The organism is Cupriavidus sp. DL-D2 (assembly GCF_039710735.1).
Lineage (GTDB): Bacteria > Pseudomonadota > Gammaproteobacteria > Burkholderiales > Burkholderiaceae > Cupriavidus.
Map to the genome: position 1 here is coordinate 43,449 of NZ_JBDKXK010000059.1, position 26,127 is coordinate 69,575.

Annotated in this window: 22 protein-coding genes, 1 tRNA gene and 1 riboswitch; of the genes, 12 read left to right on the plus strand and 11 right to left on the minus strand. The window is 64.7% G+C overall.

Translation table 11 applies throughout. The annotated features are described in order from the left end of the window. Positions 1 to 128: 128 nt before the first annotated feature. The gene (locus tag ABDB81_RS24310) at positions 129 to 824 is read left to right on the plus strand and encodes a helix-turn-helix transcriptional regulator (protein WP_160474491.1); all 696 of its coding nucleotides are present in this window, start codon (positions 129 to 131) and stop codon (positions 822 to 824) included. Positions 825 to 862: 38 nt separating this feature from the next. Next, positions 863 to 1,369 carry a hypothetical protein gene (locus ABDB81_RS24315; protein ID WP_137928378.1) on the plus strand — a complete coding sequence of 169 codons (507 nt, stop codon included), beginning with the start codon at positions 863 to 865 and terminating at the stop codon, positions 1,367 to 1,369. A gap of 27 nt (positions 1,370 to 1,396) precedes the next feature. Here ABDB81_RS24315 and ABDB81_RS24320 read toward each other — a convergent pair whose 3' ends face one another. Beyond that, on the minus strand, positions 1,397 to 2,404 hold the full coding sequence (locus tag ABDB81_RS24320; RefSeq protein ID WP_237380681.1) for a LysR family transcriptional regulator: 1,008 nt from the start codon (positions 2,402 to 2,404) through the stop codon (positions 1,397 to 1,399). Positions 2,405 to 2,656: 252 nt separating this feature from the next. On the opposite strand from ABDB81_RS24320, the gene ABDB81_RS24325 reads away from it, so the two are divergent. From ABDB81_RS24325 to ABDB81_RS24335, 3 genes are all read left to right on the plus strand, one after another. After that, positions 2,657 to 2,923, plus strand: a complete 267-nt coding sequence (locus ABDB81_RS24325; RefSeq protein WP_137928379.1) for a PepSY domain-containing protein — start codon at positions 2,657 to 2,659, stop codon at positions 2,921 to 2,923. A gap of 23 nt (positions 2,924 to 2,946) precedes the next feature. Further along, positions 2,947 to 3,480, plus strand: coding sequence for a cytochrome b/b6 domain-containing protein (locus tag ABDB81_RS24330; protein WP_346813849.1), 534 nt, complete (start codon positions 2,947 to 2,949; stop codon positions 3,478 to 3,480). A 58-nt stretch (positions 3,481 to 3,538) separates the two neighbouring features. Continuing rightward, a riboswitch (glycine riboswitch) is annotated at positions 3,539 to 3,648 on the plus strand. A gap of 176 nt (positions 3,649 to 3,824) precedes the next feature. Beyond that, positions 3,825 to 5,090 (plus strand): D-amino acid dehydrogenase, encoded by a 1,266-nt coding sequence (locus ABDB81_RS24335; protein WP_346813836.1) that lies wholly within the window; start codon positions 3,825 to 3,827, stop codon positions 5,088 to 5,090. A 213-nt stretch (positions 5,091 to 5,303) separates the two neighbouring features. Here the strand turns inward: ABDB81_RS24335 and ABDB81_RS24340 are convergent. Further along, positions 5,304 to 5,390, minus strand: a tRNA-Leu gene (locus tag ABDB81_RS24340). 84 nt (positions 5,391 to 5,474) lie between these two features. Beyond that, the gene (locus ABDB81_RS24345; RefSeq protein WP_137927627.1) at positions 5,475 to 7,037 is read right to left on the minus strand and encodes a diguanylate cyclase; all 1,563 of its coding nucleotides are present in this window, start codon (positions 7,035 to 7,037) and stop codon (positions 5,475 to 5,477) included. A gap of 113 nt (positions 7,038 to 7,150) precedes the next feature. On the opposite strand from ABDB81_RS24345, the gene ABDB81_RS24350 reads away from it, so the two are divergent. Beyond that, positions 7,151 to 7,618, plus strand: a complete 468-nt coding sequence (locus ABDB81_RS24350) for a hypothetical protein (protein ID WP_346813837.1) — start codon at positions 7,151 to 7,153, stop codon at positions 7,616 to 7,618. Positions 7,619 to 7,642: 24 nt separating this feature from the next. Here ABDB81_RS24350 and ABDB81_RS24355 read toward each other — a convergent pair whose 3' ends face one another. Together ABDB81_RS24355 and ABDB81_RS24360 are read right to left on the minus strand one after the other, a co-directional pair. Then, on the minus strand, positions 7,643 to 8,158 hold the full coding sequence (locus ABDB81_RS24355; RefSeq protein ID WP_137927625.1) for a hypothetical protein: 516 nt from the start codon (positions 8,156 to 8,158) through the stop codon (positions 7,643 to 7,645). 119 nt (positions 8,159 to 8,277) lie between these two features. Next, a complete protein-coding gene (locus tag ABDB81_RS24360; RefSeq protein WP_346813838.1) occupies positions 8,278 to 9,549 on the minus strand; it encodes an MFS transporter in 1,272 nt (423 codons plus the stop codon). A gap of 166 nt (positions 9,550 to 9,715) precedes the next feature. Here ABDB81_RS24360 and ABDB81_RS24365 point away from each other — a divergent pair, with 166 nt between their 5' ends. Then, positions 9,716 to 10,657 carry a LysR substrate-binding domain-containing protein gene (locus tag ABDB81_RS24365; protein ID WP_346813839.1) on the plus strand — a complete coding sequence of 314 codons (942 nt, stop codon included), beginning with the start codon at positions 9,716 to 9,718 and terminating at the stop codon, positions 10,655 to 10,657. On the opposite strand, the gene ABDB81_RS24370 is transcribed toward ABDB81_RS24365, so the two are convergent. After that, positions 10,614 to 10,880, minus strand: coding sequence for a DUF2917 domain-containing protein (locus tag ABDB81_RS24370; protein WP_137927622.1), 267 nt, complete (start codon positions 10,878 to 10,880; stop codon positions 10,614 to 10,616). The two genes, ABDB81_RS24365 and ABDB81_RS24370, sit on opposite strands and share 44 nt — an antisense overlap. Positions 10,881 to 11,069: 189 nt before the next feature. Between ABDB81_RS24370 and ABDB81_RS24375 the strand changes: the two genes are divergently transcribed. Beyond that, entirely contained in the window at positions 11,070 to 11,477 is a 408-nt protein-coding gene (locus ABDB81_RS24375) for a hypothetical protein (protein ID WP_346813840.1), read from the plus strand. 3 nt (positions 11,478 to 11,480) lie between these two features. Here ABDB81_RS24375 and ABDB81_RS24380 read toward each other — a convergent pair whose 3' ends face one another. Continuing rightward, positions 11,481 to 13,139, minus strand: a complete 1,659-nt coding sequence (locus tag ABDB81_RS24380) for a phospholipase D family protein (RefSeq protein WP_237380677.1) — start codon at positions 13,137 to 13,139, stop codon at positions 11,481 to 11,483. Between the two features lie 269 nt (positions 13,140 to 13,408). Between ABDB81_RS24380 and ABDB81_RS24385 the strand changes: the two genes are divergently transcribed. Next, positions 13,409 to 14,821 (plus strand): DUF1254 domain-containing protein, encoded by a 1,413-nt coding sequence (locus ABDB81_RS24385; RefSeq protein ID WP_346813841.1) that lies wholly within the window; start codon positions 13,409 to 13,411, stop codon positions 14,819 to 14,821. 166 nt (positions 14,822 to 14,987) lie between these two features. Here ABDB81_RS24385 and ABDB81_RS24390 read toward each other — a convergent pair whose 3' ends face one another. The 3 genes from ABDB81_RS24390 to ABDB81_RS24400 are packed head-to-tail and all read right to left on the minus strand — an operon-like array spanning position 14,988 to position 19,214. Then, a complete protein-coding gene (locus tag ABDB81_RS24390) occupies positions 14,988 to 16,448 on the minus strand; it encodes an efflux transporter outer membrane subunit (RefSeq protein ID WP_346813842.1) in 1,461 nt (486 codons plus the stop codon). Between the two features lie 2 nt (positions 16,449 to 16,450). Next, positions 16,451 to 18,055 carry an MDR family MFS transporter gene (locus ABDB81_RS24395; RefSeq protein ID WP_346813843.1) on the minus strand — a complete coding sequence of 535 codons (1,605 nt, stop codon included), beginning with the start codon at positions 18,053 to 18,055 and terminating at the stop codon, positions 16,451 to 16,453. Beyond that, positions 18,048 to 19,214, minus strand: a complete 1,167-nt coding sequence (locus ABDB81_RS24400; protein WP_137927617.1) for an HlyD family secretion protein — start codon at positions 19,212 to 19,214, stop codon at positions 18,048 to 18,050. The genes ABDB81_RS24395 and ABDB81_RS24400 overlap by 8 nt, the downstream gene beginning before the upstream one ends. Before the next feature lie 128 nt (positions 19,215 to 19,342). Here ABDB81_RS24400 and ABDB81_RS24405 point away from each other — a divergent pair, with 128 nt between their 5' ends. Together ABDB81_RS24405 and ABDB81_RS24410 are read left to right on the plus strand one after the other, a co-directional pair. Further along, complete coding sequence (locus tag ABDB81_RS24405) at positions 19,343 to 20,083, plus strand: CerR family C-terminal domain-containing protein (RefSeq protein ID WP_346813844.1); 741 nt, start codon at positions 19,343 to 19,345, stop codon at positions 20,081 to 20,083. A 372-nt stretch (positions 20,084 to 20,455) separates the two neighbouring features. After that, a complete protein-coding gene (locus tag ABDB81_RS24410; RefSeq protein WP_137927615.1) occupies positions 20,456 to 20,872 on the plus strand; it encodes a copper resistance protein CopQ in 417 nt (138 codons plus the stop codon). Positions 20,873 to 21,116: 244 nt separating this feature from the next. Here ABDB81_RS24410 and ABDB81_RS24415 read toward each other — a convergent pair whose 3' ends face one another. Further along, positions 21,117 to 25,406, minus strand: coding sequence for a response regulator (locus tag ABDB81_RS24415; protein WP_346813845.1), 4,290 nt, complete (start codon positions 25,404 to 25,406; stop codon positions 21,117 to 21,119). A gap of 209 nt (positions 25,407 to 25,615) precedes the next feature. Between ABDB81_RS24415 and ABDB81_RS24420 the strand changes: the two genes are divergently transcribed. Beyond that, complete coding sequence (locus tag ABDB81_RS24420) at positions 25,616 to 26,083, plus strand: ion channel (protein ID WP_137927632.1); 468 nt, start codon at positions 25,616 to 25,618, stop codon at positions 26,081 to 26,083. Positions 26,084 to 26,127: the final 44 nt, after the last annotated feature.

Genomic DNA, 26,127 nt, shown 5'->3' on the forward strand with positions numbered 1-26,127 from the left:
GGAGCGGCATCGCCGATCTCTTAAGATTTGATGCGAAGATGGTTTGCTTAATAACAACGATTGGACGCACTTTCGCCCGTCATTCCGCTCGTCCTATACTGCATCCATTCTTCACCCTTCACTGAATCATGGAATTTGCACCCGGTATCAGCCAGCTCGCTGGATTGCTCTCCGACCCAGGCCGGGCGGCCATGTTGTGGGCGTTGATGGATGGCAGTGCGCGGCCGGCGGGGGAGTTGGCGTTGATTGCGGGGTTGTCGGCGTCGTCGACGAGCGGGCATCTGTCGCGGTTGTCCGAGGGTGGGTTGCTGGTGGTGGAGACGCGCGGGCGGAATCGCTATTACCGGCTGGCGACGCCCGAGATCGGGGTGGCCATCGAGGCGCTGGCTACGGCTTCGCTGGCCAGTCAGCCGCCGCGGATGCGGGCCGTGCCGGTGTCGCGCACGGCGCCGCCCGCCCTTCGGCAGGCGCGGACCTGCTATGACCACCTCGCCGGGGAACTTGCGGTAGGGCTTTTCGAACGAATGTCGCAGGCGGGATGGTTCGCGGTGGCGGGTTCGTCAGTGGATCTGACTGCGGACGGTACGCAGGCGATGACGCAGCTTGGCATCGACCTGGCTGCCGCGCGGCGCAAGCGGCGGCAGTTTGCCTGTACCTGTCCGGACTGGAGTGAGCGCAAACCCCATCTGGGCGGTGCGCTTGGAGCGGCGATGTTGCAGGCGCTGCTGGCGCGGGGCTGGGTGGAACCCACCGCAACCTCGCGAGCGCTGCGTGTGACGCCGAGCGGACATCGAGAGATCGAAAAAGTGGCGGCTACCATCTAGAATGACGCCCGAAACACGCGCCAAGAAGGAGGCAGCATATGGCAATTGAACTGGAAGACGACGCGCAGGACGCAATCAGCCGCCTGTTCGCATTGATCAATCTCGGCGATACGCAGCAGACCACGCGCCATCTGGCACTGTTCGAGGAAGCGCTGGAAGATTCCGAGGAAGACGAGGCCGACGGCGACGCCCTGCTCTACCAGATCAAGGAAGTCATCGACTGGGAAGCCGGCTTCTATGTCGATTGGAAGGATGCCGAGTCATTCATCGGCTGCCTGAACCAGTTGTGCGAGCGCATGGACCTGGAAATCAACTGGGGCACCGACGATACCGAGGACGAGGACTTCCTGGAGGGCACGAGCGTGCCTGAACTGATGGAACTGGTGACCGATCAATTGCGCGTGGCCGGCTACACGCTGTGGAACTGGGACACCGGCGGCGACGCGTACGCCGGGTTTATCACCCGCAGCGAAGACGACGACGAGATGCTGGAGATCGCCGAAACGCTCGCACTGGACGTGCGCACCGGCGACCAGCCTTACTAAGGGTGTAGCGAGCGCCAGTCCCTCGCGTTAGCCCAGCGTCAAGACGGCGGGGGCCGCATTTGCGCCGGCTTCCGCCAGCAGCATGGGCTCCGCCGATTCTGCCGCTGCGGCATCCGATCGCAGCACAGGGCGGCGGGCCGCTTCCGGTACGCCCAGCGTTTCCTCCAGCGCGTTGAGGAACGCCCGCACACTGGCTGGCATGAGCTTGCGCGCCGGCATCAGCACGTACACCTTCAACGGCGACGACGCATAGGCAGGCAGCACGCGCACCAGTTGCCCCTGCAGCAATTGCTCGTGCACGAAACGCGGCGAGAGTCGCGTTACGCCGAGTCCGTCGACGGCGGCCTTGAGCCGGACTTCCGCGTTATGCGTGCAGATACGCGGCACCACATCCATCGAGAATGTTTCCACGCGGTCGCGCAGAAACTCCCAGTGCGTGTCATCGAGATTCCCCACAGTCGGCCAGCCCTGCAGGTCCTGCGGCGTCCGCGGCAAACCCCGTTCGCGGATCAGCGACGGCGCGGCGTAAAACGCGCGGTCGATCAACACCACGCGCTTGCTGGCAAACGAACTGTCGTGCAGGTTCGTGTCGGTCATCACGAAAGCCAGGTCATAGCCATGGCGAACCAGATCGGGCTGGTCCCAACTGACGTCCAACTGCACGCGCAGCGACGGATGCTGCTTCAGCAGCCGGTTCAGCGTGGGCGACAGATGCTGCGAACCCACTTCGTACGGCGTGGCAATCCGGATAGTGCCGCTGACTTCGTCGCTGAACGAGGCGGCTTCGGCACTGATCTCGCGCAGCGCACCGAACAGCGGCGCGACACGTTCATAGAGCTGCTGCCCGCGCTGCGTCACACGCACACGGCGCGTGGTGCGCTCGAACAGGCGTGCGCCGAGTTGGCCTTCCAGCCGCGCCACCGCGGCACTGGCCGACGACTTGGGGACTTCAGCCAGCTCCGCACCCTGTGTGAAGCCGCCGCCTTCCACCACTCGGCAGAAGATTTCCCAGTCCTTCCAGTCGCTCGTTTTCATCTGACACCTTATTCGTAGTATTTCTCCGGGAAAACCCTAGCCCGGCGGGCGATTGTCCCACACTACGAACAATGATGAAGTCCACGCTCTTAGTGTGGACATTGCGGGACGATGACATCGGGGTGACATTCACAGTAGCGAGCGATGTACTCGGCGCATGCCGTCCACCGGGAAAGCGATGACATGAAACGTGTCTCATTCCGGAATACGATGCGAGACATCGCCCGAATGGGTAAATCGGAGGAGTCATTCATGTACAAGTTCGCAGCCTTTGCCCTCGCTGGCCTGTTCTCCTCGGCAGCGTTCGCTGGCGCCAACTGCGCCAAGCACCCCAAGGCCGAATGGATGCCCGAGGCTGACGCCAAGGCCAAGATCGCGGCCCAGGGCTACAACATCAAGAAGTTCAAGGTAGACGGCAACTGCTACGAGATCTACGGCACCACCAAGGACGGCAAGAAGGCCGAGATTTATTTCGACACGAAGACGCTCGACATCGTGAAATCGGAAATCGAGAAGTAAGCATGTCTACGCCGGCGGATCGCATGGCGCGGTCCGATACGCTCGCCGTATGGGATCTGGCCGTCCGCTTCACGCACTGGAGCGTGGCGGCCATCGTCCTGTTCGATATCTTCGATGACTCCGGCGACCGCCTGCACCGTGTGCTGGGCTATGTGGCAGCCGGATTGGTACTGTTTCGGATTCTCTGGGGATTTGTCGGCACCGAGCACGCGCGCTTTGGCGCCTGGCTGCCGCGTCCGGCTGGCGTGCTGCTCTATGCCCGGGCATTGCTGCGTGGCCGCGCGCCGCGCCATCTCAGCCACACGCCGCTCGGCGCCGTGATGATGCTCGCCATGTGGGCGCTGATCCTTGGCCTCGCCGTCACGGGATGGATGTCCCGGCTCGATCCGTTCTGGGGCGAGGACTGGCCCATCGACATCCATCGATGGATGTCGAACACGCTGCTCGGGCTGGTCGTCGTCCACGTAATCGCGGCCATCGCCATGAGCCTCAAGCTGCGTGAGAACCTCATAGCGGCGATGCTCACCGGCCGCAAGCGTCGCGCGTCGGATCGTTGATATCGCTCAATGGACATAGCCGAAATCTTAAAACCTGTGGCATAGTGCCTCACGTTGTCCCGTGATATCGGGAGAGCCCGTGCCAGTCCGACTCGATCCGACAGGCAGCACGGCGCCGAAGGAGCAACCGCCCCGGAAACTCTCAGGCAAAAGGACCGATATCGCCAATGCACTCTGAAGAACCACGGCTCTCACGTCGGCCGCTGGTACCGAAGGAGCAAGCGATGTGTGCCGTCCTCCGCGACCGGCGCCGCGCGAATCTCTCAGGTCAAGGACAGAGGGGGCGTCTATCCGCGCATGGGGCGCGGTGGACTGCCATCCCTTGACGTCCTCGCGACCTTCTCATGAAAACCATTGCAGTGATCGGCGGCGGTATTACCGGCGTCACGACCGCTTACGCCCTCGCCAAGCGCGGATTCTCCGTCACGCTCTTCGAACGCCATCGCTATGCGGCCATGGAGACATCGTTCGCCAACGGCGGACAGCTATCGGCATCGAACGCCGAAGTCTGGACGCACTGGTCCACGCTCGTTAAGGGTGTGAAGTGGATGCTCCGCAACGATGCGCCGCTGCTGGTCAACCCGCGCCCTACGTGGCACAAGTTGAGCTGGTTCGCCGAGTTCTTCGCGTCGATGCCGCACTATCGCAGCAACACCGTGGAGACGGCGCGGCTTGCCATTGCCGCACGCCAGCACCTGTTTGCCTGGGCGGATGCGGAAGGTATCGATTTCGATCTGAAGCGGCGCGGCATCCTGCATATCTATCGCAACAAGTCGGGGTTCGATCATGCCGGGCGCGTGTCGACGCTGCTGGCCGAAGGCGGACTGGAGCGGCGCGCGGTCACGCCTGCGGAGATGCGCGATATCGAGCCGACGCTGGCCGGCAAGTTCTACGGTGGGTACTACACCGAGAGCGATGCCACCGGCGATATCCACAAGTTCACCAGTGGGCTCGCGGCGGCCGTGCAGCGGCTGGGCGTGACGACGCTATACAACCAGGACGTGCGCACGCTATCGACCACAGGCCGACGCGTCACCGTGGTATCCGCCGAAGACGGTCTACCCTCATCGCGCGAGTTCGACGGCATCGTGGTGTGCGCTGGCGTGGCGAGCCGCACCTTTGCGCAGCAGCTTGGCGATCGCGTCAACATCTATCCGGTGAAGGGTTACTCGATCACGGTCAACCTGAACGATGCCGAGAGCCAGGCCGGCGCGCCTGTTGTGAGCCTGCTCGATGATGAAACCAAACTGGTCACTAGCCGGCTGGGTGTCGATCGTTTTCGGGTGGCGGGCACGGCGGAGTTCAATGGCATCAATCGCGATATCCGCGCCGATCGCATTCGTCCGCTGATCGACTGGGTGCACGCATGTTTTCCTGCGGTGAGCACACGCAGCGTCGTGCCCTGGGCCGGGCTGCGCCCGATGATGCCGAACATGATGCCGCGCGTGGGCAGGGGTCATGCGGCCAATGTGTTTTACAACACGGGGCATGGGCATCTGGGATGGACGCTGTCAGCGGTGACCGCCGAGATGGTGGGAGATGTGGTGCGGGGGGCTGGGGCTGAGGTGGTAGTGGCTGGAGGCGAGGTGGGGGGTAGTGCGGTTGCCTGAATCGCCTGATGGTGTGCTCCCCTCTCCCGCATGGCGGGAGAGGGGTTGGGGGAGAGGGCTGGAGGTACAAATTGCTACGTGGTCGGCAAGCAGAGCCTCCGGCCCTCTCCCCCGCCCCTCTCCCATTTCATGGGAGAGGGGAGACCACCGAAGGAAATTGAATCGCGTAAACGGAAAAACCCCCTGCTCTTGCGAACAGGGGGTTTTCTGAATTGGTGCCCAGAAGAGGACTCGAACCTCCACAGTGTTGCCACCGCTAGGACCTGAACCTAGTGCGTCTACCAATTCCGCCATCTGGGCTTCGTATCGCTGCATTGCTGCGTCGATGCGAGCCGCGAATTCTACAGAAGACTTGGCAATTTGCAAGCCCTTTTCGCGCGATGGTCACAATCCGGTGTTTTGCACGCCGAGGGACAGGCTGCCGTCGAGCACATACCGGTTACGCCCCGCGCGCTTGGCGCGGTACATCGCGCTGTCGGCGCGGTGCAGCAGTGGCTCCAGGCGAGGCGCCTCCGGCAGTGTGCAGACGGCGCCCACACTGATCGTCACGAAGGGCTGCACTGGCGTGCCGTTGTGCGGAATGCCAAGGTCTCGCACCGATGCCACCAGCCCGCGGGCAACACTGCGTGTCTCGTCCACGTTCGAATTCGGCAGCACCACGGCGAACTCCTCGCCGCCCAGGCGCGCGCAGAACTGGTCGTCGCGCAGCACGCCGTTCAGTGCCGATGCCACCTGCCGCAGGCATTCGTCGCCCACGGGATGCCCATACTGATCGTTGAACTGCTTGAACAAGTCCACATCGAGAATAAGCAACCCGAGTTCCTGGCCACGTTCGTACGCGCGGGTGACGGCTGCCAGAGACTCGCGCTGGAAAAACCGCCGGTTCGGGATGCCCGTCAGTGCATCGATGTCGAGGTCCGCCTGCACGCGCGACAGTTGCGTCGTCAGCGCCAGCTCACGCGATTGATAGCGGCTGATATCGTGCAGGAACACCAGCCTGCCGATGGTCTTGCCGTCCATGCGGACGACCGGCTCTACCGACAACTCGAACTGGGCACCCTCCGGGATGTAGTGGGGCGTTTCGCCAGGCGCGTCCAGCACCGCGTTCCACTGCGTGGGTGGCAACTGGCCGCGCCGCATCTCGGGCAATAGCCGCATGGCTGCAGGATTGCATTCGGCGATACGGCCATCGGCGCCGATCACCACACAGCCTTCGCGGATCGTGTCGAAGACGCGCAGCCGCGCATAGTGGCCGATGTCTTCCAGATGCGTGCGCAAGGCGCAGATCCAGACCAGCACCGTCATCAGCGAGAACGTGGCCGGCGTGAGGTCACCGCCGAGCGGACCGGTCCAGCGATACAAGTAGGCGATGTGTGTGAGCAGCGGCAGGAACAGGCCGCCCATCAGCACGTTGCGGCCGCGCACGGACAATGCGGCATTGGGCACGCGCGCCGTGGCCAGGAAGTACATGCTCAGGCCCAGCATGCCGTAAGTCCATGCGGCCACCAGCGTGTAGCCGATGCCGTGATGGAATACCGCACCGGGCGACACGCCGGGCGGCATCAGTTCGATCGACGTCCAGATCAGCCCGTGCCGCTCGTTGGTGAAGACCAGCGCCAGCGTCAGCAGCGCGGCAAACACCGGCACGCCGAGCATCGACCACGGCACGACAAAGCGTGGACGGCTCAGGTGGATCATCGCCACGAGCCAGCCGATGGGCACCGCGACGATCCCCGCATATTGGAACTTGGCCCAGAAGATGCGTCCGGCCAATCCGGTTTCGCTGATTTCCAGCAGCCGGCCTCCGCTCCAGATCGCCACGCCGCCAGCGAGCACCAGGAACGCGCGGACCGTGGGATCGTCGCGCCGCGGCCAGGCGGCAATGGCCATGCCCACACTGCAGACAACGGCAATGGTCAGGCAAAGGACGAGAGGATACGATGGCATGAAAGCGTGACGGGGCCGATGTCGAAACCTCGCCGGCAACGGCGGGGCGAACCATTATAGGCCCGCGCAGTCCCATCTCCGCCGCGCCTCAACGCACCCATCTGGAACTCGACGTGCCCATCATTCTTCTCGGACTGGCGATTCTCGTCGCCTTTATCTACGGCCTGGTCCGCCTTTACCAGAACGTAGCTGGCGCCTTTGGCATCGTGGCCGGTGCAGCCGCGGTAATCGCCATATTGGCTGCACTCACCGCACTGTTCCTGGCATGGCTGCGCCGCTACCGTGCGATTCACGGCAAGCGCGTCGGCGGCGAGCGCGTGCTGACGCTGGCAGGAGACTGGGGAACGCTGAAGGTGGATGCGGAGCGCAAGAACGCCGTGATCGAGATGAACGGCCAGCGCGAGGTGCTGATCTTTGCCGATATCGCCAATTCGAGACCCGAGGCGCGCGAGGGGCGCTGGTACATCGTGCTGGCATTGCACCACCACAAGCAAGCCGAGTGGGCGATTCCGGTGCCGGATCGCAATGCGGCCAGCCGGTGGGAAACCATCTTCCGGCTGGCCGCATTGCAAAAGCTGTGAACGCGTCGCTAACCCAACGCCCGATCAGCGCTTGCTGCGATCGCTGCCGCGAGCATCCTGAATGATCATCGTGCGATCCAGTACGCCGTTGTCGTCGAAGTAGATGCTGAAATGGGCCGGCACATAGCCGGGCAGGTACATGCGGTACGACCACGCCTCGCGTTTCATCAGCGCGTAGTACTGGATCGGCTCCTTCGGCGTGCCCCAGCGTTCCAGCGCATCTTTCTTGGTCCAGACGCCGGGACGCGCGGTGTAGATCTCGGCTTCCGTCAGCATCTGGCGATAGTTCGTCAGCCGGCCGCTCGCATCGAAATCGGCAGCGTAGATATCGAAGCCGTACGGCTGCTTCGAATAGATCCAGCGTTGCGTGCCGTCCGCCAGCTGGAATGTCTCGGTGGGAGCGCCGAAGGTATCGCGCACGGTAGCCTGCGGGCTGCCGATCAGTTTCTTGCCGGTCTCTTCAGGCTGCAGCGTGGCGCAGGCACTCATCGCAATGGCCACGGCGATGGCGCCTGTCCAGGCAAAGAATCGATTGAGCATGGCGGGGCCTCCGTATCCGTATCCGGGCAGGTTCGAGCAGGTTCGCGCCGTCCGCAGACGGCGCCCTCGCGCGGAGCTTACACCACTCGCAGCAGCCATGCCGATGCACGCAGCGCGCGTCAGGTCCGCGCCGCCTGCCACGGCGCGCGCACCACTTCGCGATCGTCGATGGGCCAGTGCAGCGCGGCGGCCACCACCCCCAGCGCCATCGCGCCCATCCACACTGGATCATAGGAATGCGTCAGCTCGAATACCAGCCCGCCCAGCCACACGCCCAGGAACGACCCTAACTGATGCCCGAAGAACACGAAGCCGAACAGCGTGGTGATGTATCGCACGCCGAACACCTGCGAGACGATGCCGCTGGTCAACGGCACGGTGCCCAGCCACAGGAATCCCATCACGGCTGCAAAGCCATAGAGCGTCCATGCGCTCAACGGCAGCAATACGAACAACGCCATGGCCGAGGTACGCGCCAGATAGATGCCGGCCAGCAGGTATTTGCGCGTATGCCGTCCGCCCAGCCAGCCGAAGCAATAGGTGCCGAAAATATTGGCCAGCGCAATCAGCGCCAGCGCCACCATCGCGCTGTCCGGCGCCATGCCCTTGTCGCGCAGGTAGGCCGGCAGATGGTTCGCGATGAAGGCGAGTTGAAACCCGCAAGCGAGAAATCCTAGGTTCAGCAGCCAGAAACCGGAATGGCCGAACGCTTCGCGGATGGCCGCGCCCATGGGCTGCTCGTCCCCTTCGGCATCGATAGCGCCGCTCGCTGGCTGCACCGGGCGATCCCGAAACGGCAACGCAAAGGGCAGCAGTACCGCCATCACTACGGCGAACACCAGCAGCGCCTGCTGCCATCCCACGCCCGATAGCAATGCCTGCGCAATGGGCACCATCAGGAACTGGCCAACGCCGCCCAGCGCACCGGCGATGCCGAGCATGCGGCTGCGCTGCGTGGGCGGCGTCATGCGGCTCAGCGCGCCATAGACCACGCCGAACGTGGTGCCGGATTGCGCGATGCCGATGCACACGCCGGCCATCGCCACAAAGCCGGTCGTGGAAGGCGCGAGTGCCATGCCTGCCAGGCCGATGCCATAAAGCACCACGCCGGCCAGCATCGCCTTCCACGAGCCGAGCCGGTCCGCCACCATGCCCATGAAAGGCTGCGAGAGACCCCAGACCAGGTTCTGCACGGCCATGGCGAAGGCCACCGTGTCGCGTGTCCATCCCCGCTCGGCGACGATCGGCAGCAGGAACAACCCCTGCACGTGGCGCACGCCCAGCGACAGGCCCAGCACGAGCCCCGCCGCCAGCAGCAGGAATCCGGTGGCGCGCCACCACGGCGCTTCGGCGGCAGCGAGTGAGTTGGGTCTGGCAGTCTTGGCATGCATGGCGGAGTTCCTGCGGTGAAGCGATGGCAATGGCCATATTTCAGGCGAAAGGTGGCGCGGATTCAAACGAGTTTTCGACCCTCCAGACATTCCCATCACGCATGGCTGACGATCCGGTTCCGTGCTGTAATCCCACGCATCGATTCTCTGATGCGCCCCCGTCACCATGTCCGTTCCGCTCGTCCGCCTGTTTCCACTCGATCTCTTGAAGGGCTTTGTGGCCGTGGGCCGGCGCATGAGCATCACCCAGGCGGCCGACGACCTGTGCCTGACCCAATCTGCCATGAGCCGCCAGATCCGCGCGCTGGAAGACCATCTGCAAGTGCGCCTGTTCGTGCGCCAGCATCGGGGCGTGGCCTTCACCCCGGAGGGCGAGCGCCTGTTCCGCAGTGCCGATGGCGCGGTGCAGCAACTGCAGGACGTGGCCGGGGAAATCCGCAAACGCGAGGGGCGGCAGCCCGTTACCGTGACGGCCAGCATCGGCGTGGCGGGACTCTGGCTGCTGCCGAGGCTCGGCAGCCTGCAGCGGCAATTTCCGCAACTCGATGTGCGACTGTCGGCCATCAACGCGATCAGCGATCTGCGGGCGGACGGTATCGACCTGGCCATCCGCTACTGCCCGGCATCGGCCGCGCCGCCGCATGCAATCCGCCTCTTCGACGAGACCATCGCGCCTGTTGCCAATGCCACGCTGGGCATTCCGGCCGTGCTCTCGGCCGATACGCTCGCGGGCCTGCCCTTGCTCGAACTTGACGATCCACGACCGTGGCTGGGCTGGCGCAACTGGCTCGGCGCGCAGGGCTACCGGCAAGCCAACCGCCGCGGCATGCTGCGCTTCAACCAGTACGACCAGGTCATCCAGGCGGCGCTGGCTGGCCAGGGCGTGGCGCTGGGACGCCTGGAACTGATCGAGCCACTGCTCGCAGGCGGTCAGTTGCAGGTGCTGACCACGGCGGGCGCGGCCATGCCCAGTCCCAATGCCTACTGGCTGATCCACGCCACCGAACAGCCACGCCAAGACGTGCTGCATGTGGCGGAATGGATTCGGGAGGAAGCGGCACGCGTCAGGCCAGGCGCAGCGCCAGCCGGGCATCTTGCGGCGCGGTGATGCGGCATTGCACGGCGCCTGCGCCCCGCAGCGCGCTCAGAAAATAGGTGGCAGTTTCCGTCACGCAGTGGCTTTGCCCCGGCAGCAACACGATGTCTTCCGAGCGCCTGGCCTGCGCGTGCTCCACCGTCACCCACAGGCTGCCGGCCTGGCAGGCCAGCCGCGCACCGGCCCGCAACGCCACGGGGATGCAGTCCGAATCGATCAAGAGGTTCCAGGTCATGGCAGGCTCCTTGCCCGTTTGTCCTTGTCACCTTTGCAGTCTCGGGCCACGCGAAACCGCTTGCCATGAACAATGGCGCATCCACCCATGACATTCGCGCACGGCATCCGAAGAAAACGCTCAGGATTGCCTCAGGCCGTCCGTTAACATGGGCGTCGCCGTGAAATCTGTCTTCCACGAGTACCAGCCATGGATCCCTTGTCGTTCGAATTCGTGAGTGTCGAAGAGGCCAAGAAAGTCCTCGACGGCGAGCCCTCTGCAGCGGCAGTCGCGGCCCAGGTGGACTGGAGCGCGCTGCGCGAGACACCCGATGCCGCCAAGCTGGCGCTGAGCCCTGCCGCTCTCAAATGGCTGGCCTACCTGCCGCGCGAGGTGCGTCCGCTGGAGTTGTTCCATACGTATCCGCGCATCGCCAACCAGATGGCCGCGCTGGGCAATGCGGCGTCGGTGTCCGCGTTGCTCACTGAACTGCTGATCGACCGGCGCGGTGGCCGGCAAGGGTTTCCGGCGGGGGTGGCGACGGAACTCTCGACATTGCAGGAATTCCTGCTGACGCTGCTCAAGCCTGCGGCGACGGGAGCGCCTCCCGAGGCGTAGCGGCTACAACTGATCCTCCACCGGCAGCACCCGCAGGATGCCAATGCCCATGTGCTGCCACACGTTCATATCGGGCTCGCTGTCGGACACCACTTCCTTGCCGTTCTCGATGGTGGTCCACGTCAGCGATTCGGCGCCGTTCTCGCCTTTCTTCAGTTGCACGCGCCAGGCTATCTGCATCAAATCCTTCTCCATGCCCTCCACCAGTTGCGTGGCCATCGGCACGCTGTCGAGCACCACACCCATCTCCGTATTGAGCTTGATGGAGCGCGGGTCCAGGTTCAGCGATCCGATGAACAGCAGGTGCCGGTCCACCACATAGGCCTTGGCATGCAGACTCGCCCGGCTCGAGGCAAACATCCGGCTCTTGCGCGTGCGGCTCTTCGCCAGATCCGCATTGGCCGTGGGTTTCAGTTCATAGAGTTCCACACCCGCCTGCAGCATCGCCTTGCGCGTCGGCGCGTAGCCAGCATGCACGGCGGCCACGTCGGTGGCGGCAAACGAGTTGGTCAGTACCTTGACGATCACGCCGCGTTTGGCGATGCCGGCCAGCCATTTCTGGTTCTCTTCGTCGGGCACGAAGTACGGTGATACCAGCACCAGTTCGCGCTCGGCCTTTTCCATCAGCGCGCGCAACTGGGGAATGGCATGCGTGGACGGATCGTCGGGATCGTCCTCCACCTTGTCGGGCTTGTCGGAAATCACACGGGCCCCACCGATAAAGCCCGGCAGGTGGCCCATCTCGATACCGCGCGCCAGGCCCTTGTCCACCAGTTCCTGCACCAGCGGACTGGCCTTGGCCATGTCGCCCTTGGCTTCGATCTGCTTGCGGAACGCGCGCAACTCCGCCGGCGCCTCCTTGTTGTCCTTGAGCAGCGTGCCGATCGGATAGGCGTTCTCGCTGTTCCAGTAGGCGTCGAACACCTTGCTGGCGGCCGGCGCCGCAGGGCCGCCCACCATCACGTCGAGATCGCTGAAGCTCATGTCCGGCTTGGCCGAGAAGTACGCATCGCCGATGTTGCGGCCACCGACAATGGTCACCGTGTTGTCCACCGTCAGTTGCTTGTTGTGCATGCGGCGATTGATCCGGCCGAAGTCGTAGATCATCTCCGCCCAGCGCATGCTGCGGTTGGCAAACGGGTTGAAGATGCGCACCTCGATATTGGGATGCGAATCCAGCGCCGCCCACGTCTTGTCCTGCTTGCCGGTGTGGATGTCGTCCATCAGGATGCGCACGCGCACGCCACGATCCGCCGCGTCGATGACCTCGCCCATCAACGCGCTGCCGGTGGTGTCCACGTCGTAGATGTAGTACTGCATGTCCAGCGTCTTCTGCGCGGCACGCGCCAGCGCAATACGCGCCGTCAGCGCGTCAGGCCCCGACCCGAGTGGGTAGAAGATCGACTGGCCGGGATAGTTGGCCAGACGCGGTCGTAGCGCACGCGCCAGCGTGGTATCGCCGACATCGGTAATGGCAACGCTCGGCGTGCGGCCCGCGTTGGCAGGCAGGCTGGCGCAACCGGCCAGCAGGCCGAGCCACAGGGTGACGCATAGCAGCATCGCCAGCCCGCGCGCACTCTGGCGCAATGGCCGGCCATGCGGCGAGCACGGCACGCCGCGCCCCGTCGCAGTGCTCCCCCCTCCCCTCAGCATCAGCGCCATGATCCTCTCCCAGACGTCCATTGCCCCGGTCGCCAGATTCTTCTTCTCGGACTGACCAGTAGTGGGCAGCCCTTTCCACTGGGCAGTTTGCCGCGTGCCCTGATTCGGCCACAGCAGGTTTCGTCCGGTTCCGCTGTCGGCGTTTCTCCTGCATCGGCTCTGCATCCGACCGGGTGAAAGATCAAAAACCGAATGGCCGGATCGGGTCAGAATCGCGTCGCGTCATGCTGCGACGCAACCTGCCATAAAGCAATACGAAGGAGAAGACAATGATGTGGAAGACTACCCGTCGCCTGCTGCTCGCGGCTGCGGGAATGGCCGCAATGGCCCAACCCTGTGGCGCTGCCAATGGCGTAACCGCCACGCCAGAGCAGGCCCGTACCCTGGCTCGTGAAGCCTATATCTATGGGTATCCCGTGGTGGCGTCGTACACCACGCTGTATTCACAAGCCGTGGATCGGGACGATGCCAATTTCAAGGCGCCGCTGAACCAGATCGGCCATGCCAGCGGCACGTTCTCCCCGCGCGACACCGCGATCATCACGCCCAACGCGGACACGCCGTACTCGTTCGCATGGCTGGACCTGCGCGCGGAGCCGATGGTACTGACGCTGCCCGCCGTGGAAGCGGAGCGCTACTACTCCGTGCAGCTGCTCGACATCTACACGCACATCTTCGGCTTTCTCGGCACGCGCGAGACCGGGAACAAGGGCGGACGCTTCCTGGTAGCCGGACCCAATTGGAAAGGGCCCACGCCCGCAGGCATCGACCGCGTCGTGCGTAGCGAATCGGATATTGCCTACGCGCTGTATCGCACGCAACTGTTCGACGATGCAGACCTCGCGCGTGTGAACCAGATCCAGAAACGCTACACGGTGCAACCGCTCTCGGCGTTCCTTGGCAAGCCAGCCCCGGCGGCGTCGCCGGCCATCGCATGGCCGCGTCCGCAAGCGGATGCCACGCAGGGCGTGGCGCTGTTCCGCTATCTCGATGTCATGCTCGGGCTGGCGCAGGCCAACCCCGGCGAAGCCGCACTGATGCAGCGCCTGGCCGCCATCGGCGTGGGACCGGGCCTGTCGTTCGACGAGCGCGCGCTGACGCCCGAGATCCGTCAGGCCATGGAAGCCGGCATTGCCGATGCCCGCGCGGACCTTGCCACATTTCAGGCGAAGAAGCTGCGCACTGGCGAAGTCCGTGCCGGCGAACTGTTCGGCTCGCGCGCGAAGCTGCAGAACAACTACCTGTACCGCTATGCGGGTGCTGCGTTGGGGATTTATGGCGTCACGCCGGATGAAGCCATCTACCTGAGCTATCAGGCCGACAGCGAACGGAAGCCGCTCGATGGACGGAACGCCTACACGCTGCGCTTCGCCAAGGACGCTTTGCCGCCGGCCAACGCGTTCTGGTCGATCACGATGTATGACAGCAAGTCCAAGCTGCTGGTCGAGAATCCGATCAACCGTTACCTGATCAACTCGCGGATGCTTGGCAAGTTGAAGCGCGATGCGGATGGGGGCATCACGTTGCAGTTGCAGCGCGCTGCGCCGGTGGGTGCAAGCGAGAACTGGCTGCCGACGCCGGATGGTCCGTTCTATGCGGTGTTGCGGATGTATCTGCCGAAGGCGGAGGTAGTGGATGGCCGGTGGAAACAGCCGGGGATGGTGCGGGTGGGTCAGGACTGACCTACCCCACGGTGTTGCCCCCCTCTCCCATGCAATGGGAGAGGGGTTGGGGGAGAGGGCCGGAGGTTCTGCTGCCGATCACATCGCAATTTGCACCGCTTGCCCTCTCCCCCGCCCCTCTCCCGCGCGCGGGAGAGGGGAGAAAACCGGCAAGACAATCAGCAGTTCAAGACTTCTCCACCTGCCACCCCAGCCCCAGCGCCTTCTGCAGCGACACGTAATCCTTCAGCAGATTGGCGTCTCCCGAAATACGATCCTGCTGTGCCACAACACGGGTGCGTTCCACGTCGAGCCATTCGAGCATTCTGGCCGTGCCGGCGCGGTAGCGTTGCTGTTGCAGCGTAGACGCGCGTTCGGCGGAAGCTTCCACGCGGCGCAATACCACCACGTGCTCACGCTGATGGCCATAGCGCGACAGCGCCACGTCTGCATCGCGCAATGCCTTGAGTACCGTGCTGCGATAGTTGGCCTCGGCTTCGTCGCGGCCACCTTCGGCGCTATCCACGCCCGCTGCCACGCGGCCGAAATCGAGAATGTTCCATTGCAGGCGCGGCAGCGTCAGCCAGATGCCATTCTCCTTGCGGACCAGATGGCCGGGGTCCATTGCGCTGAAACCGAGCGAGCCGAGCAGTGACAGCTTCGGGAACCAGTCGGCCTTGCGCGCGCCAATCTGTGCCGTGTTCGACGCGAGCTTGCGCTCCGCCGCGCGGATGTCGGGACGCGCCTTGAGCAATGCAGCGGGATCACCCACCGCCACGGTCTCCGGCACCGTGGGCAACGGCTGCGGCGCCGACAGCGACCCATCGAGTTCACCCGGCGCACGACCCGTCAACAACGCAAGTTCGTCGAACGATTCGGCGATACCCGCCTGCACGGGCGACATCTGCGCGCGCGTGTTGTCGAGCTGGGTCAGCAGGCGCTCCACTTCGAGCTGCGATGCCACGCCGCGTGCGCGACGCTGCTCCGTGAGGTCGAGCATGTCCGCTTCGAGCTTTTCCGACGCCTGCAAGTGTGCGAGGCTGGCCTGTTGCTCGCGCAACGTCACATATGCCTGCGCCACTTCGGCAGCCAGTTGCACGTGCGCGTCCGCTAGCTGCGCCGAAGCGGCATCGGCCTCGGCGGAAGCCGCTTCGATCGCACGGCGCGTGCCGCCGAACAGGTCGATTTCCCAGCTTGCATCGAAGCCGGCGACATACAGCGATAACGGTCCGCGTCCGCCGCCCGACGAGCCTTCACCCGACAGCGCGGAAAGATCCGGCGAACGGGTGCGCAGCATGGTTGCGTCCAGTCCTACCTTCGGCAGCAGATTGGCCTTGTTGCTGTTGAGACCGGCGCGCGCCTGCCGCACGCGGGCACGCGCGGCGTCGATATCGGGGCTTTGCTTCAGCGCATCTGCAATCAGCGTATCGAGTTGCGCATCGCCCAGTGCGTGCCACCAGTCAGCCACGCGCGGCGAGGTGGCATCGGCCACAGCGGGAGCGTGCGGAAACTTGCCACCATCGATGGCGTTGGCCGCCACCTCGGGCGCGCTGCGATAGTCGGGGCCGACAGTACATCCCGCAGCGAGCAATGCGGTGGAAAGCGCGGCGGACAGGGCCAGCAATCTGGCAGTAGAGAGAGCGGGCATGTTCAGTGTCCGGAGGAAATCGGCGCGCCCGGACGGGGCGTCTTGAGCAACAGCGCCAGCGGCACGCAGCACAGCAGCGCGATGCCGAGGGCAAAAAAGGTTTCCGAGAACGTCATCACGGCAGCCTGGCGCGCGATCTCGCCGCTGAGTTGCGCCACGGCCTGCAATTGCGCATGCGCATGCGCATAGTCACCGCCTTGCGCGACGAATCCCGCGATGGTCGATGACATATGGTCCTGCCCGATCGAACTGTTGGCCGTGACCGATTCGCGGATCACCGAGTCGTGGTACGCATTGCGGCGATCGATCAGCGTGCCGAGCAGCGCCAGCCCGATCGACCCGCCGAGGTTGCGCGCCATGTTATAGAGGCCCGCCGCATCACCGGCCTCATGCACGGCCACAGCCGCCATCGACGCCTGGTTCAGCGGCATCATCGCGAGGATCTGCCCGAAACCACGCAGCACCTGCGAGAACGTGAAATCGTGACCCACGCTATCCGCAGTCAATCCGATATCGAGCATGCAACTGCCGAAGAAACATACGAGTCCGGCAATCACCAGCCATCGGCTATCGAACTTGCCGAGGATACGTGGCAACACGGGCATCAGCAGGAAGGCGGGGATGCCCGAGATCAGCATGATGCCGCCCGCCTGCTCGGCGTTGTAGCCAGCGATGGTCGAGAGGAATTGCGGCAGCAGGTACGACACGCCGTAGAGCCCCGCACCCACCACCGACACGATCAGGATCACGCTCGCATAGCTCTTGTTGAGCAACAGCCGCAAGCGCACGATCGGCTGCTTGGCCGTGAACTGGCTCACCAGCATCATCGACAAGCCGACGGCCGACAGCAGCGACAGATAGATGATGCTGTGCGATTCGAACCACTGCTCGCGCTGCCCTTCCTCCAGCACCACGGTCAGCGAACTGAGTCCGATGGCGAGTCCCACGATGCCGAGCCAATCGGCCTTGAAAAACGCTTCCACGTCCGCGCGTTCGGCCTTCAGTCCGAAGTACAGCAGCGGCACGAGCACAGCGGTGATCGGCAGGTTCAGGAAGAAGCACCAGCGCCAGTTGATGTTCTCGGCCAGCCACCCGCCCACCACGGGGCCAAGCAGCGGCCCGAGCAGTACGATCAGCCCGAACATCGACATGCCGATAGGCATCTGGTGGCGTGGCAACCGCGTACGCACGATGGTCTGCGCGGTCGGGATCATCGCGCCGCCGGCAAACCCCTGCCCGATCCGGCCGACGACCATCTCCGGCAGGCTATGGGCCATGCCGCACATCATCGAGAACGCGGTAAACAGCAGCGCGTTCCACATCAGGAACCGGCGCAGCCCGAACACACGCGTGAGCCACGCGGTCAGCGGGATGATCACGATCTCGGCCATCAGGTAGCCGGTGGACACCCAGGTGCCTTCCGTACCGGCCGCGCCGATCTGCCCCTGGATCTGGGGCAGCGCGGAGTTCGTGATCGAGATATCGAGGGTGGCCAGCAACGCGCCGAGCGAGCCTGCGGCCACGGCGATCCAGTCGGCCGCCGTGGCATTGGGAGGCTGCGCCGCCGGTGCCGCCGCCAGAGGATTGGCGGCGCCGGCTTCAGCCATGGGTGGCTCCGTTGGATGCCGCAGGCGCAGCAGCGGGCGCCTGCGCGCTGGCCGGGTGGAGTTCGCGCGTATCCACGTCGACCACGACCGACAGGCCCGGCACCAGCACCGGACGCGCTTCGTTCGGCACATCCACATGGATGCGTACCGGCACGCGTTGCACGATCTTGGTGAAGTTGCCGGTGGCGTTCTGCGCGGGCAGCAGCGCGAACTGCGAACCCGTGCCGGGCGAGAGACTATCGACCACGCCGTGCAGCGTCTCGCCGGACAGCGCGTCCACATGCAGCGTCACCGACTGGCCGGCACGCATGCGGCCCACCTGCGTTTCCTTGAAGTTCGCGGTCAGATACAGGTCCTGCACCGGCACCACGGTCAGCAGCCGGGTGCCCGGTTGCGCGAACTGGCCCACGCGCACGCCCTTGTCGGCCACGCGTCCGGCCGTGGTGGCGCGCACTACGGTGTCTTCGAGATCGAGCTTCGCCTTGCGCGCACTGGCCTCGGCCACTTCCAACTGGGCGCGGGCCTGCAACAGACGGGTCTGCAACGTCACGGTCTGGCTCTGCTCCACACGCAGCGCCGCTTCATTGGCGGCCAGCGTGGTGCCTGCGCGTGTCTGCGCATTGCGGAGTTCGGCGGTGCGCTCTTCGGTCTCCGCCCCGGTCTTGACGAGCGGCGCATAACGTTCCACTTGCGAAGCAGCGTAGCGGGCGTTGGCGCGGGCACCGTCCACCTCGGCGGCAGCCTGGGCGATGCGGGCTTTCTGCTGCTGCAGGTCGGCGTCGGCACGCGCCACATCAGCCTGGCGCGATGCCACGTTGGCTGTGGATTCGTCGAAGGCCGCCTGGTACTGGCGATTGTCGAGCCGCACCAGTTCCTGCCCGACCTTGACCTGCTGGTTATCGCGCACGTAGACCTCGGCCACGTAGCCGCTGACCTTGGGGGCGACGGTAATGCTGTCCGCCTGGATATAGGCGTCGTCCGTGGTTTCGATGAAACGGCCATGGACCCACCAGCGCACGCCATACGCCAGCGCGGCGGCGAGCAACAGTACGCCAAACCCAATCAGCAGCGTCTTGCGGCGCGAGGCACGGGAGGAAGGACGGGAAGGCGTGGCATTGCCAGCGGGTACGGCCGGAGATGCAGAAGCGGGGGCGCTCATGGGAATCGGGGGGCGTTCAGACGGAGGGAGGACGGCGGTGCGTCCAGATGCGGCGCAATTATTCCACTTGGAAGAAATCTGTCAACTGATATATTTCAGGTTGTTCCCACGAAACCACCACGCACACCATGGCGAGACACCGCCCAGCAGCCGAAGGCGGCTACCAGCGCGGCGAAGAGACCCGCGCACGCATCATCGACGCCGCGTTGCGCCTGTTCGCCGCGCATGGCTTCGATGGCGCCTCCACGCGCGACATCGCCCGCGCGGCCAACGTCAACGCCCCGGCGCTGCAGTACTACTTCGATAACAAGGAAGGCGTGTATCTGGCCTGCATCGACTATTTCGTCGAGCGGGCCTTCGCGCTGGTGGAAGATGTCGTCGTCAAGACCGAGGCCGATCTCGCGCGTCCCGACGTGACCGATGCCGAACTGATCGAGTCCTATCTGGCCCTGCAAGCCCGCTTTGCGATGTTCCTCTACGAATGCCCGGAAACGGACCACTGGCGCCAGTTCATGGCCCGGGAACGCGCGGGCCTGGGTCCACCGGCCGCCTTCGAGCGCATCGACGCCGGCATCAACCGCCGCCTGCTGGCACTGACCTCGGCAGTCATCGGCCGCCTGATCGGCCAGCCCGCTTCCGATGAAAACACGCGCATCCGCACCGTCGCCATCGACAGCCAGATTGCCGCCTTCAAGGTGATGCGCCGGCACATCCTGCGCGCGCTGGGCTGGGACGAGTATGGCGAGTCCGAGACGCAGCGGGTGCAGGACGTGCTGCAGGAGCACACGCGAATCCTGCTGCTGGGGCTGATTGCGCGACGCGATCAGCTACGCGCCCAGCAATCCCATGAATTAGAGCAAAAACTCTAATCAGGCACGGACAGGCGATAGTCTCCTGCAATTTGCAATAAAAATCATAAGGTTAGCTGGACTGCAACGAAATCGCTGCGGTCTGCGCAACGGCCAATTTTAGGAACTTTACGATTGCGTTCGATAAAAGTCCTTGTCTCTCTATCTAGTAGTAGATATTATTCAGTTCATGGAACGACGCAGTGCAGCAACCGCAGCGTTCCACGCAACACAAGACAGGCAGTACACGGAACCGGCAACGGTCTTTTTTCAGCGCAGGAAGTCTACCTATCAGTAGATAGCAGCTAAAGAGAGTCGAATACCGGAAGTCGCAAGAAACAGGCCCCGCGACCCACACAGACGAGATCGCCCGGCCATTGCAAGGAGAGCATCATGAACACCAAGACCATCCTGACCGCCGCCGCCCTCGCCGCCGCTTTCGTGACCGGCGCTGTGCAAGCCGCCCCCACCCAGCAAGCTGGCAACGTCTACGGCTACACCTACCGCGTACAAGACCAACGCAACGCCTTCACCGATGGCGCGCGTCAAGGCCAGTTCGACACGTTCTCGGAAGGTGCACGCGTTGGCAAGGCCGACCCGTTCACCGACGGTGCCAAGGTTGGCAAGGCTGATCCGTTCACCGATGGCGCACGCATCGTCGCCGGTCTGGATCAAGTGGGTGTCTCGGCCAGCCCGGCCCGCAAGGTCGATCCGTACCTGGACGGCGCCCGTGGCGTGAACGAACCGCGTAGCCCGTTCTATGACGGCGCCCGCGCCCGCGACGTGTACACCGACGGCGCCCGCGCCTGAGATCCGCCGGATGCAGGCGGCCATCGTCAAGTAGCCGGAGTCCATGTGGGCTCCGGTTGAAAAACCTCTTTCGGAGTCCATCATGAGCTTCAAGAACAGCGCCCTGATCGTCAGCGGCTGGCTCGCTCTCACCGCAGCAAGCGGTGCAGCCGCCGCTCTGGTCGCCACCGCATTGCCGGTCTGACCGGCATGGCATCGCAGCAGAACGGGCCAGCCTATGCTGGCCCGTTCTGCGTTAACGGTTTTATCGCCCCTCGCGCGCCTGCAACAGGTGGATGAAATCGGTCAGCGCGAATGGCTTGCGCAGCGCCACCGCATTGGGCAACGCCGCGCGCTGCGGCGCAGTGAGCGCCACGTCGTAGCCGCTCAGGAAAATCACGCGCAACGCGGGCAGCAGCCGGCAGGCATCCATCGCCAGTTCCACACCGGATGCACCGCCCAGCCCCACATCGGTCAGCAAGACGTCAATGCCATTGCCCTGCAGGGCCACCATCGCCTCCGCCTCATTGCGGGCCTCGATCACCTCCATCCCGAACATCCGCATCAGTTCCGCCGTACTGGCGCGCACGAGGTCGTCATCTTCCACAAAGACGATGCGCTGGCTGGCGGGTTGCGGCGCCGGTTGCGGCGCCGGTTGCGGCGCTGGCTCCGGCACGGCGTGTAGCGGTTCCGCCGGCGCGGGGGGCAACCTGGCGCCGCCGCTCACCAGCATCTGCCGCACCTTGCGGGCCAGCGCCTCATGCGTGTACGGCTTGCTGAGCAGTTCGATGCCCGCGTCAAGCCGTCCGGTATGGACGATCACCGTATCCGTGTAGCCCGAGGTAAACAACACGGCAATGCCCGGCAGCCGCTCGCGCACCTTGCGCGCCATTTCGGGGCTGCGCATCGGCCCCGGCATCACCACATCGCTGAACAGCAGGTCCACCGGCACGCCGCTTTCGACGATGGCCAGCGCGCTGGCCGCATCGCGCGCCTTCAGCACCCGGTAGCCGAGGCTCGACAGCATCTCCACCACCGTGGCCCGCACGTCCTCGTCATCCTCCACGACGAGCACGGTTTCACTGCCGCCGCCCGCCGGTCCGGTGTCGATCTCGGTTTCCTCATCCTCGGCAGCGTGGGCGCGCGGCAGGTAGAGCCGCACCGTCGTGCCGTGCCCCACCTCGCTCTGGATCTTCACGTGGCCGCCCGACTGCTGCACGAAACCATAGACCATACTCAGGCCCAGTCCGGTGCCCTGCCCTTCGGGCTTGGTGGTGAAGAACGGCTCGAACACCTGCTCCTGGATCTCGGGTGGCATCCCGGCACCGGTATCGGTCACCGCCACCATCACGTACTGGCCCGGCGCCGCATCCACATGGCGGCGCGCATACGCATCGTCGAGCACGGCGTTGCCGGCTTCGATGGTCAGCTTGCCGTTACCGCTCATGGCGTCGCGCGCATTGATCGCCAGGTTCAGTAGCGCGTTCTCCACCTGGAACGGATCGACCAGCGTATTCCACAGTCCGCCTGCGATCACGGTCTCGATTTCCACTTCGTCGCCCAGCGCACGGCGCAGCATGTCGTCGAGTCCGCGCACGAAGCGGCCCAGGTTGACCACCTTGGGCGCCAGCGGCTGGCGCCGTCCGAAGGCCAGCAGTTGCGATGCCAGCTTGGCGCCGCGTGCCACCCCGGCCAGCGCGTTGCGCACGCGCGCCTCCGAGCGGTCGTCGCCAGCCACATCGCGCGCCAGCAGTTGCAGGTTGCCGCCGATCACCTGCAGCAGATTGTTGAAATCGTGCGCCACGCCACCTGTGAGCTTGCCGATGGCCTCCATCTTCTGCGCCATCCGCAACGCCTCGTCGGCGTGACGTAATGCTTCGGCGGCATCCTTGTCGCTTGTCACGTCGCGGCCCACGCCATGAATGCGGCCCGTGACAGGGTCGATCGACAGCGTCCACGCCACCCAGCGGGTGGCGCCATCGGCGCGGAGCATGCGGCATTCGTGGCGTACCGGCAGCCCTTCGCGACGCAGCGCGATCATCTGCTCGGTCACATGGACCAGATCCTCGGGATGGACGAATGCCATGCACGTGCGGCCGAGCAGCCCGTCGAGCGCATGGCCCAGCGCGTGCTTCCATGACGGGCTGACGCGTTCGAGCATGCCGTCGGGACTGGCCACCATCAGCAGGTCCTCGCTGACGTCCCACAGCCGGTCACGGTCCGCAACGGTTTCTGCCACGCGCCGTTCGAGCGAATCGTTGATGTCGCGCAGTTCCTGCTGCACGCGATTGCGCAGTTGCGACAGCCGCAGGTTGCTGGCCACGCGTGCCACCAGTTCCCGCGCGCTGAACGGCTTGACGAGGTAGTCATCCGCACCGGACGCCAGGCCATCCACACGCGCTTCCTCGCCGGCCCGTGCCGACAGCAGCAGCACCGGCGTCTGACTCAGCACGGCATCGGCGCGCACCTCGCGCAGCAGACCGAACCCATCGAGGCGCGGCATCATCACGTCGGAGACGATCAGCGCCGGACGATGGGCGCGGGCGAGAATCAGCGCTTCCTCGCCGTCGCCCGCCGTGAAAACGCTGTGCCCCGCCAGCCGCAGGATGCGCTGCATGTAGTCCCGCAGATCGGCGTTGTCGTCCACCACGAGCAGGCGTCCGGTCACGCCATCGGCTTCAGGCGCGGGGGCCTCGAGGTCCTGCGCGATGGCGGCTCCCGCCGCTGGCGTCCATCGCATGGCTTCTTCCACATAGGCCAGCGCCTGCACGCTTGTCGATGCAGGTTGTGCGGATTGCACCGTCATCGGCTGGCGAGCGCCCGGCGGCAATCTCACGCGAAAGCGCGTGCCTTTGCCGGTTTCACTTTCCACCTCGATCATGCCGCCATGCAGCCTCACCAGTTCCTGCACCATCGCCAGCCCGATGCCGCTTCCTTCTATCGACCGGCCCACCGCACCCGCCACGCGATGGAACCGCTCGAACAGGCGCGGCAGTTCCTCGGCGGGAACACCGATACCCGTGTCCTGGATATCGAGCACCACCTCGCCCGCTGCGTCGGTGTGCAGCGATACGGCGATGGTGCCGGCATAGGTGAACTTGTACGCGTTGGACAACAGGTTCAGGACGATGGACTCCCACATGTCGCGATCCACGGTCACGGCATCGGGTATCGGCGCGCAATCGACATCGAGCCGCATGCCGGCCGATTCGATGGCCGAGCGGAACAACGACGCCAGCTCGGCGGTGAAGGCCGACAGGTCCGTGGGCAGCGCATGCATCTGCACGCGCCCCGCCTCGATCCGCGAGAAATCGAGCAGCGCATTGACCAGCTTCAGCAGACGCAACCCATTGCGATGCGTGATTTCCAGCAACGGGCGGTCCGCCTGCGCGCCGCTGCGGGCCAGCATTTCTTCGAGCGGCCCGAGCATCAGCGTCAGCGGCGTGCGGAACTCGTGGCTGATATTGGAGAAGAACGTGGTCTTGGCGCGGTCGATCTCGGCCAGCGCCTCGGCGCGCCGGCGCTCTTCCTCGTAGGCCTGCGCATGGCTGACCGCCTGCCCGATCTGCCCGGCCACGAGGTCCAGGAAGGCGCGATAGCGGTCGCCGAACAGCCGGCATGGATTGAGTCCAACGATCAGCACGCCATTGCGCGATGTCTCGCCCGAGGTCAGCACCGGTAGCAGCGCTGCCTCGCGCGGCGCAAACTGCCATGCGCCACCGGGCAGCGATACGGGAAAGCGCGTGGCGAGGTCCGTGACATGCAGCGTCTCGCCATCGCGTATCACCACGCCACCCGGCCACGGCGCATCGGCATGCAGGTCGAGGGTCTCCGGCGCCGCCGCATCGCCCGCCTCGATGCCCGCGCTACCGGCCAGCACAAGCTTGTCCGTTCCACGGTCGGCCAGGTAGAGCAGCGCGAACGGCAGGTCGTAAGGATTGGCGCGCAACGCGCCCAGGCTGAGCCGGCATGCCTCGGCCCCGGTACGCGCATTCACGGCGGACGACGCCACTTCGCGCAGCAAGTTCAACTGGCGCTCGGCCACCACGCGCTCGGTATCGTCGCTGTTCGCGCAGATCATGCCGCCCGTGCCGCCATGGTCGTCCGGCACCGGGCTGTACGAGAACGTGTAGTACGTCTCTTCCGGATAGCCGTTGCGCTCCATGATCAGCAGCTTCTGCTCGACGAAGGTGCCCTCGCCGCCAATCATCACGGTATCGAGCAACGGGCCGATCTCGCTCCAGATCTCGTGCCACACCTGCGCGGTGGGCTGGCCCAGTGCATCGGGATGCCGGCCACCGATGATCGCCTTGTAGGGGTCGTTGTAGAAGAAGCGCAGGTCCTGGCCCCAGCCGATCCAGATGGGCTGCCGCGAGGTCAGCATGATGCGAACGGCCGTTTTCAGGCTCTGGGGCCAATGGATGGGTTCTCCAAGCGGCGTGGTCCGCCAGTCGAACTGGCGGATCAGGGCACCCATCTCGCCGCCACCGGCGAGAAAGGGAGGTGTTTCACCATATTGGCTGTCCGACGGCTGGCTACCGTCTGCTGCTGTCATGACAATGTCTCCCCGTACGCTTCCAACACGCAGGCCAGCACGATTCTCCATGGCAACTCACACGCCAGCAAGCGCCGCGCCTGTATCCGGCATGTATCCGCCCGGTCTCGCCGCCGGTGCGCCGTGCGGCGTTTTTCCGCCGTATAGTTCTTCATACCGTTCGCCATCCTGTCCCGTCCGTTCCGCTCATCGGCATCCCGCACATGTTTATGGTCGATACCCCGGTTCACTATCTGATCTCCGCCGCGCTCACCGCGGCCCTGACAGTGCTTTGCGTCGGCATCCACTACGAAGCCCTGAAGCTGATTTCGTCGTTTCATCCCAAGCGGCTGAGCGGCAATCTCAACATTGGCGCGGTGATCCTGCTGATCATCGTGACGCACTGCGTCGAAGCCATCGTCTTCAGCCTCGGCTACTGGCTCGGCACCCATGTCCTGCCCATCGGCCGCCTCAGCGGCATGCGGGAGCATGGCGCCATCGCCTATATCTATTTCTCGCTGGAAACCTTCACGACGCAGAGCATCGGCGACATCATCCCTGTCGGACCCATACGGCTGCTGGCGTCGGTCCAGCCGCTGGTGGGGCTGATCCTGATCGGCTGGTCCACCTCGTTCACGTTCCTGATCATGCGGCGAGACTGGCGCGGCGATGACGAAGAGCGGCTGGAGACGCACTGACCCGCATGCGATGGTAGGCAAGGCGGGCACGCAACGGAATCGGC

Coding starts and splice junctions, on each gene's coding strand:
- ABDB81_RS24310 (WP_160474491.1), top strand. CDS start 129: ATGGAATTTGCACCCGGTATCAGCCAGCTCGCTGGATTGCTCTCCGAC.
- ABDB81_RS24315 (WP_137928378.1), top strand. CDS start 863: ATGGCAATTGAACTGGAAGACGACGCGCAGGACGCAATCAGCCGCCTG.
- ABDB81_RS24320 (WP_237380681.1), bottom strand. CDS start 2,404: ATGAAAACGAGCGACTGGAAGGACTGGGAAATCTTCTGCCGAGTGGTG.
- ABDB81_RS24325 (WP_137928379.1), top strand. CDS start 2,657: ATGTACAAGTTCGCAGCCTTTGCCCTCGCTGGCCTGTTCTCCTCGGCA.
- ABDB81_RS24330 (WP_346813849.1), top strand. CDS start 2,947: ATGGCGCGGTCCGATACGCTCGCCGTATGGGATCTGGCCGTCCGCTTC.
- ABDB81_RS24335 (WP_346813836.1), top strand. CDS start 3,825: ATGAAAACCATTGCAGTGATCGGCGGCGGTATTACCGGCGTCACGACC.
- ABDB81_RS24345 (WP_137927627.1), bottom strand. CDS start 7,037: ATGCCATCGTATCCTCTCGTCCTTTGCCTGACCATTGCCGTTGTCTGC.
- ABDB81_RS24355 (WP_137927625.1), bottom strand. CDS start 8,158: ATGCTCAATCGATTCTTTGCCTGGACAGGCGCCATCGCCGTGGCCATT.
- ABDB81_RS24360 (WP_346813838.1), bottom strand. CDS start 9,549: ATGCATGCCAAGACTGCCAGACCCAACTCACTCGCTGCCGCCGAAGCG.
- ABDB81_RS24365 (WP_346813839.1), top strand. CDS start 9,716: ATGTCCGTTCCGCTCGTCCGCCTGTTTCCACTCGATCTCTTGAAGGGC.
- ABDB81_RS24370 (WP_137927622.1), bottom strand. CDS start 10,880: ATGACCTGGAACCTCTTGATCGATTCGGACTGCATCCCCGTGGCGTTG.
- ABDB81_RS24375 (WP_346813840.1), top strand. CDS start 11,070: ATGGATCCCTTGTCGTTCGAATTCGTGAGTGTCGAAGAGGCCAAGAAA.
- ABDB81_RS24380 (WP_237380677.1), bottom strand. CDS start 13,139: ATGGCGCTGATGCTGAGGGGAGGGGGGAGCACTGCGACGGGGCGCGGC.
- ABDB81_RS24385 (WP_346813841.1), top strand. CDS start 13,409: ATGATGTGGAAGACTACCCGTCGCCTGCTGCTCGCGGCTGCGGGAATG.
- ABDB81_RS24390 (WP_346813842.1), bottom strand. CDS start 16,448: ATGCCCGCTCTCTCTACTGCCAGATTGCTGGCCCTGTCCGCCGCGCTT.
- ABDB81_RS24395 (WP_346813843.1), bottom strand. CDS start 18,055: ATGGCTGAAGCCGGCGCCGCCAATCCTCTGGCGGCGGCACCGGCGGCG.
- ABDB81_RS24400 (WP_137927617.1), bottom strand. CDS start 19,214: ATGAGCGCCCCCGCTTCTGCATCTCCGGCCGTACCCGCTGGCAATGCC.
- ABDB81_RS24405 (WP_346813844.1), top strand. CDS start 19,343: ATGGCGAGACACCGCCCAGCAGCCGAAGGCGGCTACCAGCGCGGCGAA.
- ABDB81_RS24410 (WP_137927615.1), top strand. CDS start 20,456: ATGAACACCAAGACCATCCTGACCGCCGCCGCCCTCGCCGCCGCTTTC.
- ABDB81_RS24415 (WP_346813845.1), bottom strand. CDS start 25,406: ATGACAGCAGCAGACGGTAGCCAGCCGTCGGACAGCCAATATGGTGAA.
- ABDB81_RS24420 (WP_137927632.1), top strand. CDS start 25,616: ATGGTCGATACCCCGGTTCACTATCTGATCTCCGCCGCGCTCACCGCG.